This is a genomic window from Pseudomonas germanica, from assembly GCF_019614655.1.
Lineage (GTDB): Bacteria > Pseudomonadota > Gammaproteobacteria > Pseudomonadales > Pseudomonadaceae > Aquipseudomonas > Aquipseudomonas neuropathica.
Genome location: NZ_CP071586.1, coordinates 1799498 through 1812077 on the forward strand (window position 1 = coordinate 1799498; position 12580 = coordinate 1812077).

Below are 12580 nucleotides of genomic sequence, written 5' to 3' on the forward strand. Positions count from 1 at the left end.
CTCAAGCGGTGCGAAGGGCGCCTGCCAGTGGCAACGGCAGGGCGTCGACGGCGGCGCGTTGGGCGCGGCGGTCGCTGTTCAAAGGGATGTCGTAGGTGATGCGCGCGCCATAGGCGCCGGGGGCGTGCGGGTCGAGGCGAACCTTGTCGAACACCAGCAGACGCGTGCCGAGGCTGAAGCCTTCGGACAGGTCATGGGTGACCATGAACACCGTCAGTTTGGTTTCGCGCCACAGCTCCAGCAGCAAGGCGTGCATGTCTTTGCGGATGCCCGGATCGAGCGCGCCGAACGGTTCGTCGAGCAGCAACACGCGCGGTTTCATGATCAGTGCCTGGGCAATCGCCAGCCGTTGCTGCATGCCGCCGGACAGCTGCGCCGGGTACTTGTCCAGTGCATGGCCGAGGCCAACTTTATTCAGCAATGCTGCCGCTTGTTCGCGAGCTTCACGTTTGGCGCTGCCGAACAGCCGACCGAGCAATGGCGCACGCGGCAGTTCGAGGCCGAGGGCGACGTTGTCGAGCACGCTCAAATGCGGGAACACCGAGTAGCGCTGGAACACCACGCCACGGCTGGCATCCGGTTCGCTGGCCAGCGGCTGACCGTCGAGCAGGATCTCGCCGCGACTCGCCGTTTCCTGGCCGAGCAGCAGACGCAGGAAGGTCGATTTGCCGCAACCGGACGCGCCGACCAAGGTGCAGAACTCGCCCTCGTTGACGCTTAGGTTCAGGCCTTCCAGCACCACCTGATCGGCGTATTGCTGCCAGACGTTTTTCACGGTGATGAAGCTCATTTGGCCGCCCCCTCATACCAAGGGAATGCGCGACGGGTCAGGTATTTCAGGCCCCAATCCATCAGCCAGGCGAGGAGGGTGATCCACACCACATACGGCAGAATCACGTCCATCGCCAGATAACGCCGGACCAGAAAAATCCGGTAGCCGAGGCCGTCGGTGGAGGCGATCGCTTCGGCGGCAATCAGGAACAGCCATGCCGAACCGAGCATCAGCCGCAACGAGATCAACAAACGCGGCAACAGTTGCGGCAGCACTACGCGCAGCATCAACGTCCAGGTCGAGGCACCGAGGGTCTGCGCTTTGATCAGCAGTTCGACGGGGATTTCCCGCGCACGCTGTTCAAGGTCGCGAGCGAGCGCCGGGGTGATGCCGATCACGATCAGCATGACCTTCGACAACTCGCCCAGACCGAACACGATGAACAGAATCGGCAGGATCGCCAGCGGCGGCACCATCGATAGCACTGTCAGCAGCGGCGACAACGGCGCGCCGAACAACGGCAGCGTGCCGGCGGCGATGCCCAGGCACAGCCCGGCCAATGCAGCGATGCCGAGGCCGATGGCCAGGCGCCGCAGACTCGACGCGGTGTCCTGCCACAACAGGTAGTCACCGGTGCGGCTGTCGGCATTGAAGGCCAGGCGTTTTACCGCGTCGCTCATCTGCACGGCGCTGGGCAGCAGTTTGTCGTTGGGGTTTTCCGCCAGGCGCTCGGCCGAGCCCATGAAATAGGCGAACAGCAGCAAAGCGAACGGCAGGATCACCAACAACAGGCGACTGGGGCGATCCGGGTGGCGATTGATCAGGCGCATGGCCAAATCCTCCGTGGCTTACAGCTTGGCGTCGGCGGCCATCTGCACGTAGGTCGGATCGAAACGCAGCTTGAGGTTGCCGGTATCGCCACTGGTCACGCCGTTGGCGAAGGCCATGCCGACCGCGCTGGTGTCTTTCGCGCCTTCACCGAGCAAGCCGTGCAGGAAGGAGAATTCGGCGACCTTGCGCATGGTTTCCGGCAGTTGCTTGCTGGTGGCGAAACTCAGCGCTTCGCTTGGCGTGGCGAACAGTCTGGTGGTGTCGAGTTGCGCCTGGAATCCGGCCAGATCCGTGCCCGAGGCCTTGGCCATGTGCTCCAGCGCAGCTTTGCTCGCGGCGTTCTTGGCGTTCATCAGCTCGACCACTTCGAACCACGCGCCAGTCAGCGCTTTGCCCAGCGCCGGGTTGTCTTTGAGGGTGGCGCTGTTGACCACCATCATGTCCATGATCTCGCCGGGAATCTGGCTGGAGTTGAATACTTCGGTCACGCCCGGCTTGGCCTTGATGTCCGAGAGCATCGGGTTCCAGGTGGTCACGGCGTTGACCTGATCGGTGTTGAATGCAGCGGAAATGTCGGCGTCGGAGGTGTTGACCACTTTCAGGTCTTTTTCGGTCAGGTCGACCGAGTCCAGCGCGCGGGCCAGCAGGTAGTGCGAGACCGACAGTTCGACCAGATTGACGTCCATGCCCTTGAGGTCGGCGACTGTCTTGCCCTCGCCCTTGAGGACGATGCCGTCGTTGCCGTTGGAGAAATCGCTGACGATCAGCGCGGTGCTGTCGACGCCGCCGGCGGCCGGAATGGTCAGTGCATCCATGTTGGTCATGGTGCAGCCGTCGAACTGGCCGGCGGTGTACTGGTTGATCGATTCGACGTAGTCGTTGAGCTGCACGACGTCGATCTTGATCCCGTACTTCTTCGCCCATTTGTCGACGATGCCTTGGCTGCCGGCGTATTCCCAGGGCATCCAGCCAGCGTAAATCGTCCAGCACACGCTGAAGTGGTCTTTCTGGGCGGCGGGGGATTGCGTGCTGATGAGCGCGGCGAACGCAGCGGCGAGCAGGGCGGGAAAACTTAGTCGAGTCATGGTGGATTCTCCAGTTGATCAAGGGCGGACAGGAAGGCAACGCGGCACCGCGAACGGTGGCTTGTCTCCCGGGCTTTTGTCCCGCCGTGTAACCTCAACTGGAGGTCGCCAACTCTCGGACCAGCCACTCGCGATTGCGAGCCGGAACCCTAGTCAGCCATTGCAAATTGTGGTGCCGCGAACCTGTGATGACTCCTGCACGGGTTTGCTAAAGCGAGACGCGTGCCAAGTTGCGTCAGGCGCTCTGGCACGGGCGCGCGGGTTGCCTAGGGTTGGTGGCGAGGCTGCTGAGGCGCTTTGAGTTGGTGCGCGACTGCACCGTCATGCAGCGTGTTTGCCGCTGATCCGATGGTTTCGGGGTGTCGGCACTCGGCATGGCTTTGCCAGTCAAAACAGATGTCAGCCGGTCTGTGCCGACTGCTGTCGCGGGTCTTTCAGGAGGCCGCCATGCTTATTCAAAAAACATTGCGAAGGGTGCTGCTGGGAGCGGTGCTCGGTTTGGGTCTGTCCGGTTGTTACTACTACGCCGGACCCTACGGCGGTTACCCAGCCACTTATTACTATCCCGGCTATTACTCACCTTATCCGTACGGCAATTATTACGGCCCCCGCTACTACGGCGGCGCGCGTTATTACTACGGTGGCTACGGGTATCGAGGCGGTTACGGACGGAGTTATCACGGCGGCGGATATCACGGTGGGCACCATTAATCAGCGGCTGAATGACAGCGTTTTTGCGGATGAACAAGGTTTCATAGATCACTTGTTTCAACTTGTTGCAGCAACGCACCAGATGCCGAAAACGCTGTCTGATTTTTCGACAGTCACCGATTAAATGACTGTCGCCTGCCAGCGTCGCTGGTGTGGCCAACCCGCGGTCCAGGAGGCCGCCATGTATAGACGAATTCTTCTACTTGCTGCGATGATGTTTTCCGTTGCCGGTTGCGTCCCGTACTCTTACGCGGACTCGTATTACAGCTCAGAGGTCTACACATCACCTGCACCGGCCTACTACAACACGGGTGGCACGTATTACAACGGTGGCAGCAGGTATTACGCGCAGCCACGCTACTACCAGCCAGCCCCGCGGTACTACCAGCAACCGCGCTATTACCAATCGGCGCCGCGTTACTACCAACCGGCTCCACGTTATTACGAAAGCCGTCGCTGGCACGGCAACGATCGCGGGCGTTGGGATGGTCATCGTCGCGGCGGTTGGGATAACGATCACCGCGGTCGCGGTAACTACGACCGACACAGTGGACGCGGCGACCATAACGGGCGTGGCAACCGCTGGTAGATTCACGCAAATGAAAGCGGCGCAATTAGCGCCGCTTTTTTGTGCCCGGGAATATCGTCAGGATTAAGGCGCCACCGTACAGCGCACCCAAGGATCAATGGCCGTCGTCGCTTTGACGCCTCAACGGGCAGTCAGCGACCAGGGTCCTGTTTGACCGCTATATCAGGCACGGGCTGATAGAGCAGGCCGTAATCCATCAGTAATTCATCACCCTTGCTGATGTCCTCTAGCGCCACGTAGAACGTCAGGTTTTTTCCCGCGGCAATGGAAATGACGTTGTTCGACTTCCATGCCGGCTCATTGCCCAGTTGTGAGGTATTGATCAGGCTCAGGGTATTGCCCGTGTGCAGCCCACTCACCGAGCGATTGCCCGAGCGTGTGCCGAACAAGTAAGTCAGTACAGCCCGTGAACCTTGTTTGCGTATCTCCTGAAACAACGACGCATCTGATTCATGAAACTTGCCTGCGTACGGTCCTAGCACTTCAAATTTGGCAATATCGCGTCGTGCCCACACTGACGCGCCGCGATTGGGGCCGTCATCCAGTGCCGTGAACACTTCCAGAGTTTGATCAAACCGCGATTGATGCTGTCCTTCGGTACGCAACCAGTCTTTGATCGATTCCTTGATCTGGCTTGAAACGTTTTTTTTGCTTGCGTTATCGAGACCGTCAAGCAAGCCATTCCAGTGGGCGATACGGATGTCATCTATCGGCCCCTCTAATGCATGGGTCAAACTGAGCCTGGGGTTCTTTGGGTCCTGCAGGATTGGCAATGTGTTGTCGACCTGATGAGGCAATGACGAGGACGTTCCGGTTTCAACCTTGATTGCGACAGGCAGGATGTCCGAGGAGGGGCCGGGAGCCTGTTCTGAGTTTTGTGGTGTGTCGGCAGACTTCTTCGGCTGGGTCGGGTCGACAGATTCCTGTGCAGGCCGCTTTTGTCCCGAACTTGTCTCGATTTGTTGAGGCGCGGGAGACAATGTGGTGTTTCTCCCTGCCTGTTCGAGACGCCGCACAGCGGTATCTTTTAAGAGTCCATTAGCTCTGACAAGTCGTCGCCAAGAGTTGGGGCTTAATCCGTGCTGGCGTACGAATTCTTCTACTGTGACTGTGTTGCCCGACTTCTCGAAGAGCATTTTCCACTGGCTTAGATGCTCATCTCTAATCGAGTTGTAAGCAACGCCTGCCGCCCTGTTCAACATCGCTTCACCGGCAGGTGCCAGGCTTCCATTTTGCCGGACAATACTTTTAAACAGACCCGGATGAAGGTGATGAAGACCGGCAAATCCCTCCATGGTCATTGCATCACGCAACGGTTGTGTCATGGCTTGCCAATCACGAATATGCGCACCGGTCACCGGATTGACGGGTGTGCCGGCGGGGCGTTCACGCACGATCATGCCCGCGGCGCTCAACTGTCCGTCAGGCTCCACATAGTACGCAAAGGTTTTGCCGGATAGCCCTTTCTGGCGGGTAAAACCCTCGCGGGTAAGCGACAGCTGTTCTGCTCGCGGTAATGCTTCCCAAGCCAATAAGTGCTCAGCAGTGATTAACTCACTACGCCGGCCTGGCACATGAGCCGGCAGGCTCGCAATTGCATCAGTTTTTTGGGGCGCGGAGGGGAGTAGTGCGACGTCGCGCCCTGCTGGATAGAGACGCTGCGCAGTCGCATCTCGTAAAGATCCATTAGCTCTTACTTGCGCATGCCAAGAGGTTGGACTAAATCCGTGTTGACTGACGAACTCCGCTGCCGTGACCAAATTATCCGGTTGCCCGAATTGCCGGCTCCACTCGCGTAGATGATCATCGGTAATCGCGTTATAGGCGGTGCCCGTTGCTCTGTTCAATAGCGCTTTACCGGCGGGCCCCAAGCTTCCATTGCGCCGCACAAAGCTTTTGAACGTCCCCGGATGAAGGTGATGATGACCGGCAAATCCCTCCATGGTCATTGCGTCACGCGCTCGTTGCGTCATGTTTTGCCAATGATCGATATGCGTTTGGGTCACCTTGTCGAAGGGGATATTGGCGGGGCGGTTGCGCACAATGGCGCCCGTAGCACTCAGTTGGCCGTCAGGTTGCACGTAGTATTCAAAAGTTGTCTGGGACAGGTTATGTTGCCGGGCAAAGTCTGCACGACTCGTGTTCCCCTGTTCGTTACGCGACACCGCCTCCCAATTCAGTAGATGCTCGGCAGTGATCTTCTCCTCCGGTACCCCCGGAACCCGCGCCGGTAAACGGGCTGGCGTGGCAGCGAGCGGCACGGCGGACGTCTGCCGAGCTTGATCAAGACGCTGCACAGTCTCATCTTTCAGGGTGCCATCAACTTTAACGTGAAGTCTCCAAGAGTTCGGGCTGAGCCCGTGTTCACGTATGAACTCTTGCGGTGTGACCGAGTTGTCCGGTTTCTCGAACAATCCTTTCCACGTGCGTAAATGGTCATCGGTAAGCGCGTTGTAAGAGCTGCCGGCCGCCCTGTTCAGCAGCGTTTCACCCGCGGGCCCGAGCCCGTCGGCTCGCACATAAGTTTTGAACGAGATCGGATTAAGGTGGTGGTGGCCGGCAAATCCTTCCATGGTCATTGCGTCACGCGCCGGCTGTGTCATGGTTTGCCAGTCACGGACATGTACATGAGTCACCTTGTTGAAAGGGGTGTTGGCAGGTCGGTTACGCATGAGCAAGCCGGCAGCGCTCAACTGACCCTCGGGTTCTACGTAGTACGCAAAGGTTTTGGCCGACACTCCGTTCTGTAGCGCAAAGCCCCGAATGGTCAGCCTCTTCTGTTCCGCTTGCGGCAACGCCTCCCAGGCCCGCAAGTGATCCGCCGTGATCTGCCCCCCACCAAACAATCCCAGTCGTTGCCACTGATCACCCTGGAGATGCTGGACCAGCAGACTGGTTTGCCGGTTGTCGTGATACACCCGCGCACGCACGACGCCGTCTTCCGTGCGAGTGACTTGCCTGACCTCGTACACCGCCGTGGTACCGCTGCCATCGGTATGGCGTATGTGGGAGAGGTGTCCGTCGGCGGCAACATACACCCCTTGGCTGTTGCGAGAGAGCCCGGCGATTCTGGAATCGGGCACACTGTAGCGGCTGAACAAGGTATGGCTCAGTTCGTCCCAATCATCGATGTGTGCAGCGAGCACTTCTCCGGCGACCGCCTGGGTGGCGACAGCGAATTCCTCGAGCGGGCTGCCGTAAGGTCGCATCGTGTCGGCATCAAATGAATACCATTGACCGCTCTTCAGCACGGCCGCACCTTCCACAGTCTGGCCGGTTACTTTTACGGTGCCCGTTGCCGCCGCGTCGTACTGTTTGCTGAGCGCTTTCAAGACATCGTAACTGTCGGCGGTCCCCCTGAGCCGGTTGACGGCTTTGGCGCCTCTGGACAGCAGATAAAGGCCACCGGTGCCCACGAGTCTGGCCAGATCACTCAAGCCACCCACCGGGTTGAGCACATCAATGGTGGCGACACCGATGACATGGGCGGTCTTCAATGCCTTGGCGCCGGTGGACAGAGCAGTCCTGCCGATTCTGATCAGTTTTCCTGCCGTGGCGACGCCCGCCGTGAGAAAACCGAATACATCCACAGTGAGATCAAACACCGCCTCGCCGTAGTTGCCCTTCTGAAAATTGACAATGGCGGATCTGAAGGGGATCAGGTTCAACAAAAACTCACCCAGCGGTTTGGGCCGGTAATATTCGTCCATGGGGGTTTGCCCGCGTGCGAGCTCTTTGATTGCGGGGTCATCCAGATCCAGATGTTGCACAAAGGTGTCGGCAATCGCACGGGACCGCGCGCTGCTGAAACTGCTCACCAGTGATTCGCTTAAAGCGAGCTCGCGACCCAGTTCATTTGCCGCTTCACGGGGGACAAGCTCTTTGGTCGTGAAGTATTTGTTGGCCTCCCTTGATTCCTGTTGCTTTGCCTTGTGCAGGGCCGTCCGTTCAATCGTGTCTTTATTGATGTTGATTTCGTACGCCTGGAACGTGCCGCTCAGCTCCGTCCTGATGAGCAGCCCGGGCTCGTTGGGGCAAGGGGTATGATTGAAAAATCCATCCGAGACAAATGAACCTTGTTGGAAAAAACTGACTTTTCCAAACTCGAAATTCTTTTTGTCTTCTAGTGGGAGCAGGGAGATCATGTGCCTGATCGTTGTATTGACGGCGGCCTTTTTATCCAGAATTGAGCGGGCGAACTGCCGGTCGAAGGCTTCCTGCACACCGAACGTCGGGTTGTTATTCAATGCCTCGAGTGGGAGGCGGGTATCACTTGATGCAAGTGGACGCGGATTCGGCAAGTCCATCATTGCGTAATCCAGAAGCGAATGGATGCCACTGAAACCCGTCTGTCCACTCTCGCCACGATACGTATCCGTGTGGAGAGCCTTGACTTCGAAAAGCGTGCCCAGATCGCTAAACCGCTCTATCAGCAGGGCCAGGGCAATGTCTTTTCGTGTCGGTAATGCTTTGTCCAGAATCCTGGCGGCAGCAAGCCGCTCTTCAAGCTCTTGGTTAAATGTCGCTCTTATCGTTTCAAGTTGTCCTTCGGTGTAGGCGTCATCGTTTCTTTTCAGGATGATTTCGTTGGTGACAGCCCAATCGCGTAATACGGCTGTCTGAATGCGTTGAGTCGATGCCGGGTCAGCCCGGCGAGCACTTTCAGCCTTGCTCATGACTTGGGCAAACGTCAGGCCGGGGACTTTGCCAGGTGTTTGTGCCTCGATGGCCATTGCCGCCATGGTCAGGTTGGCCCAGGCCAGACTGCCAACTTTCACATTTCGGGGAATGTCTGCAATCAGAAACTGCGGTGCCGACCTGCCTAGCAAAAGGTATGCGCCGGTTTTCGCCAGGGCAGCGCTGGTTCTGCCTTCACGACTTAAGTGTTCGGCGAGGTCATCGATGACTGCAGATGCATGCCGGCCGCAATGTCGATTGCTGGCCAGATCGAAGCCAGCTGTCTTGTTGCGAAGGGGGGCGGTGATCGACTCAGGATCCATCTGCAGTGCGATCCCCGCCAGCAGGTAATCCATAACGCTGCTATCGCTGTCGATGCCTTGCATTCTCTGTTGCAGCGTTTTGCCCATCAGTTGCCCTTGCGGGGAGCGGAGCAGCGCGTCGAGCATCTTTGCAGGGTCGTCTGTCACGTTCTCGGGAATAGGGTGGTCATAACGCAAGAACTCCAGCACACCGCCCTTGATCTGCATCACCAGCGGCTGGTCGCCCAAATGGTGTGCATGGCTCATGGTGATCAGACGCAAGCGGCGTTGTTCGTCCGCACTCAGGGGAATGGGCCAGGACAACGCCCCACCCAAGTTAGCCAGGGGAGTAGCCGGGGAGTCGATGTCATCAGGTCCTGGCGTGGATTGATCGTCAGGGGAGAGCCGTCGAGTCTGCGAAGGTGTGAGTACGAGGGTGTTGGCCATCATGAGACTGTCCATAGTCAAAGAGTCATCCTTGGAAGCGCGCAGGTTGGCGCTTCCAGCGTTCACGAGTGTAAAAACACTCCGTGAATAAACGCCATAAACCAAGTATGAGTCTTTGCGTACAGGTCAGATGAGCCCTGCGCCGCTTTTTATGCCCGTCGAAAAAGTCGCCCCGTTAGCCATCTCCTAGGGCATTCCCAGACGCTTCCTACAGTTTCATTTCCTTGCATTTGTTAGCGTCTGTTCGTGCCGATCGAGGTGAGCAAAACTCAGTTCAACAGCGGCGAATAAAAGGACGATGCCGCTATGAAGCTTCTTGTGATTCACCAAAACTTTCCGGGCCAGTTCCGTCATGTGGTGCTGGCGGCGATTGACAGGCGTTATGAGGTTTTAGCGATAGGTCGGGATACGGCGCCGGGTATCGCAGGGGTGAAAATATATCGATACCGCGCTGCCAGCCGAGCACCGGGCGGTATTCACCCCTACCTGACCCGTTACGAACAAGCGGTGACTGATGGACAGAAGGTTTTTGAAATTCTGAGCCGGCTGAAACATTCGGGTTATCGGCCGGACGTGATTCTCGCTCATCCCGGATGGGGGGAAACGCTCTTCGTCAAGGATGTCTATCCTGACGCGCCGCTTATTCACTATTGCGAATATTACTATCGGGCGCAGGGCGCAGATTCCGGGTTCGACCCTGAATTCCCGCGAGCAACAAGAGAGTCATCAAGGCTGCGAGTGCTCAATTCGCTGCATCTTTTGAATCTTGAGCAATGTGACATTGCCATTGCGCCCACGCGGTGGCAGCGCAGTCTGTTTCCTGCAGCTTATCAGCCGGCCATTCGGGTTATTCACGAGGGCGTCATTCAAAGTTCTTGCTTGGCGAAAGCGGGGGCCGTCAGGTTGCCCAATGGCGTCGAACTGAGAACCGGGCAGCCGATCGTTACTTATGTCGCGAGGAATCTTGAGCCTTATCGCGGGTTTCACAGTTTTATGCGAGCGATCCCACATATTCAGGCTGAGTGTCCCGATGCACAGATAATCATAGTAGGCGGTGATGACGTCAGTTACGGGTGTAAGCCGGTTGGCTTTGCAAATTGGCGCAGCAGGATGGAGGCAGAGGTAAGTTTCGATGACTCCAGGGTGCATTTCACAGGGAAGCTTCCTTACCAGACTTACCGGGCAGTTCTGGAATGTTCGAAAGTCCATGTTTATTTGACGTATCCGTTTGTTTTGTCTTGGTCGTTACTGGAGGCGATGGCGTCTGAGTGTGTGGTAGTAGCGTCGGATACGGCTCCGGTAAGGGAGGTGATCGTTGATGGTCACAATGGGTTGCTGGTGGACTTCTTCGATCATCACGCTATTGCCAAACGTATTGCCAGGGTTCTTGAATCCGCTGGTGAGTACGACCGCCTTCGCAGCACTGCGAAGTTGACGGCGAGCAGATTTAATGTGGAGTACGGCACGAAACAATACTTTGAGGTGTTTGAGAACGCGACATCCGGGTATCTCAAGAAACAGCCTGCTCCTCAGTTTGGCAGGGAGGTTTGAAATGCTCCGGATGTCGTATAAGCAATTGATTAGATGGTTTAAGAAGTTGTTGAAATACGGCTTGCTTATTTATGTCTGTTATTGCGTGGTGGATTTTTATATCCGTGAAGAACAAATCGCCGAAGCGATGGCAATCTATTACGCGGATCAGGAGGCCTGTCAAAAGAAGCTGGCGAGCATGAAGCAGGTGCCCATACTGGGTGGTAGCTATGTGGATAAGACTCTGGTGCCGGAGTTTTATGTGGGCATGCCTGAACTGGCGAATAAGAAAGCGTGTCTGGCCAATACGCTCAAGGGGCATTTCTGGTGGACCGGGACGGAGATACGGTCGTACCACGATCAGAGTGTAACGCCGACTCCTGAAAGTTGGCGTCTTTATAAACTGAACGCTGGGCTTTATACAAAAAAAGAAAACACTGAACCCCATGAACGGGGCTATCGGCACGTCAACTGGCCGGATGAGTTGATTGTGAAGTTGAAAAATTATCCTGGACTGGAACTTTGGCTGAATGCACCTCCGCCGCATTTCAAGAATGAGGCTTCCGTTCGAAAGTTTGTCATTGCTGACTGGCCGCGGCGTGATGGCACTCCTCGATTGATAAGCTGTAACGGCTTGATTCGCCCCGCTGCTGAGGAAGAACTGACTGACGAGAAATTGGCAAAGCTCAGCAGGGCCGAATTGGAAAACCTGGATTTTGGAAGTTTGAATTTTTTTTGCACCGTGGAATTACACAGCTTTGACTTTACCGGAGGGCACGGTCGGGTAAGTCTCGGTCTGTCGTCATTACGCGAATCACCTGAAATGCTTAAGTTTCTCAGTAGCTATCTTTCACGCTCTGTTATTACAAGGAAGTAACGATGAGTTATGTTTTTAATGATCTGGAAAAGTCAGAAATTTTAAATGCAGCAAATATTTGTAAGGGGCTGATGTTCGATTCTGAAGATATCGAATATCTTGCGCTGAAATTAACAGGGGCTAGCTGCGCTCCCCTGTATCAAAAACTATTCGATATTATTGGCGGAAGAGTTTCTGAGGTTATCGTTGTCGATAATGAAGCGGGAACAATTCTGAAAAGCGCCAGGCTCTGGCTTGCCGTGGCCATTGATGCCAACGGTGGAAACGGTGCCTACTCCGCCCTGATTCGCGGCTACACCTCTCGGCAAGGTGAACTGAGATTGAATAAAATCTTCAGTGAAAACCTGATGCAGCTGTCATCGAATCAGGTCGCCGCCAATTTCATCAATACCTTGATCGACGGATCCCTCGCGGGTCGGCTGGCACCCTGGACGGTTCCATCCATCAGCCAGATTGCAGAGATTGATGCCAGTGCGATCGGCAAGGCACTGTTTAGTGAGGCTTGCGGAGAGAAGGATACAGCCGTGAGCCATAACGCCGGCTGGTCAGGGACAGTCGGATTCAGCCTGTTGGGTGGAGCGCCGCCCTATGAAACCTGGAGATTGATCTCCGCGGGTGATTCGCAAGGGGAGGATGGCGGCCCGCCGGCTCAAACAACGAAGGAACAGCGACTCAAGACTACAGCGCGATGCAGATTGCTGAACGTCTGCACCCTCTTCCGCCATTGAGGGATGTCGAAGACATTCTGATAAAGGGCGA

At 56.6% G+C, this 12580-nt stretch carries 9 protein-coding genes and 1 riboswitch; of the genes, 5 read left to right on the plus strand and 4 right to left on the minus strand.

Going from position 1 to position 12580, the window contains the following annotated elements:
• Position 1 precedes the first annotated feature (1 nt).
• From J0G10_RS07975 to J0G10_RS07985, 3 genes are read right to left on the minus strand one after another with little or no spacing between them, the layout of a single operon-like run.
• Positions 2-790, minus strand: a complete 789-nt coding sequence (locus J0G10_RS07975; RefSeq protein ID WP_095049203.1) for an ABC transporter ATP-binding protein — start codon at positions 788-790, stop codon at positions 2-4.
• Entirely contained in the window at positions 787-1602 is an 816-nt protein-coding gene (locus J0G10_RS07980; RefSeq protein ID WP_095049204.1) for an ABC transporter permease, read from the minus strand. Before J0G10_RS07980 ends, J0G10_RS07975 begins: the two co-directional genes overlap by 4 nt.
• Before the next feature lie 18 nt (positions 1603-1620).
• Complete coding sequence (locus J0G10_RS07985) at positions 1621-2688, minus strand: putative urea ABC transporter substrate-binding protein (protein WP_095049205.1); 1068 nt, start codon at positions 2686-2688, stop codon at positions 1621-1623.
• A gap of 63 nt (positions 2689-2751) precedes the next feature.
• Positions 2752-2852: riboswitch (guanidine-I (ykkC/yxkD leader) on the minus strand.
• A gap of 283 nt (positions 2853-3135) precedes the next feature.
• Between J0G10_RS07985 and J0G10_RS07990 the strand changes: the two genes are divergently transcribed.
• The gene (locus J0G10_RS07990) at positions 3136-3399 is read left to right on the plus strand and encodes a hypothetical protein (protein WP_095049206.1); all 264 of its coding nucleotides are present in this window, start codon (positions 3136-3138) and stop codon (positions 3397-3399) included.
• Between the two features lie 181 nt (positions 3400-3580).
• On the plus strand, positions 3581-3988 hold the full coding sequence (locus J0G10_RS07995; protein WP_095125587.1) for a hypothetical protein: 408 nt from the start codon (positions 3581-3583) through the stop codon (positions 3986-3988).
• Positions 3989-4119: 131 nt separating this feature from the next.
• Here J0G10_RS07995 and J0G10_RS08000 read toward each other — a convergent pair whose 3' ends face one another.
• A complete protein-coding gene (locus J0G10_RS08000) occupies positions 4120-9417 on the minus strand; it encodes an SET domain-containing protein-lysine N-methyltransferase (RefSeq protein ID WP_220558265.1) in 5298 nt (1765 codons plus the stop codon).
• Between the two features lie 303 nt (positions 9418-9720).
• Between J0G10_RS08000 and J0G10_RS08005 the strand changes: the two genes are divergently transcribed.
• The 3 genes from J0G10_RS08005 to J0G10_RS08015 are packed head-to-tail and all read left to right on the plus strand — an operon-like array spanning position 9721 to position 12549.
• Positions 9721-10965 carry a glycosyltransferase family 4 protein gene (locus tag J0G10_RS08005; protein WP_220558266.1) on the plus strand — a complete coding sequence of 415 codons (1245 nt, stop codon included), beginning with the start codon at positions 9721-9723 and terminating at the stop codon, positions 10963-10965.
• A 1-nt stretch (position 10966) separates the two neighbouring features.
• Positions 10967-11821 carry a hypothetical protein gene (locus J0G10_RS08010; RefSeq protein WP_220558267.1) on the plus strand — a complete coding sequence of 285 codons (855 nt, stop codon included), beginning with the start codon at positions 10967-10969 and terminating at the stop codon, positions 11819-11821.
• 2 nt (positions 11822-11823) lie between these two features.
• Positions 11824-12549, plus strand: coding sequence for a hypothetical protein (locus tag J0G10_RS08015; RefSeq protein ID WP_245398028.1), 726 nt, complete (start codon positions 11824-11826; stop codon positions 12547-12549).
• The last annotated feature ends 31 nt before the right edge of the window (positions 12550-12580 follow it).

What these genes read in the sequence shown, in the direction of transcription:
- J0G10_RS08015 (WP_245398028.1), top strand. Translation starts at nt 11,824, where the DNA reads ATGAGTTATGTTTTTAATGATCTGGAAAAGTCAGAAATTTTAAATGCA.
- J0G10_RS08005 (WP_220558266.1), top strand. Translation starts at nt 9,721, where the DNA reads ATGAAGCTTCTTGTGATTCACCAAAACTTTCCGGGCCAGTTCCGTCAT.
- J0G10_RS07990 (WP_095049206.1), top strand. Translation starts at nt 3,136, where the DNA reads ATGCTTATTCAAAAAACATTGCGAAGGGTGCTGCTGGGAGCGGTGCTC.
- J0G10_RS08000 (WP_220558265.1), bottom strand. Translation starts at nt 9,417, where the DNA reads ATGATGGCCAACACCCTCGTACTCACACCTTCGCAGACTCGACGGCTC.
- J0G10_RS07995 (WP_095125587.1), top strand. Translation starts at nt 3,581, where the DNA reads ATGTATAGACGAATTCTTCTACTTGCTGCGATGATGTTTTCCGTTGCC.
- J0G10_RS07985 (WP_095049205.1), bottom strand. Translation starts at nt 2,688, where the DNA reads ATGACTCGACTAAGTTTTCCCGCCCTGCTCGCCGCTGCGTTCGCCGCG.
- J0G10_RS07975 (WP_095049203.1), bottom strand. Translation starts at nt 790, where the DNA reads ATGAGCTTCATCACCGTGAAAAACGTCTGGCAGCAATACGCCGATCAG.
- J0G10_RS08010 (WP_220558267.1), top strand. Translation starts at nt 10,967, where the DNA reads ATGCTCCGGATGTCGTATAAGCAATTGATTAGATGGTTTAAGAAGTTG.
- J0G10_RS07980 (WP_095049204.1), bottom strand. Translation starts at nt 1,602, where the DNA reads ATGCGCCTGATCAATCGCCACCCGGATCGCCCCAGTCGCCTGTTGTTG.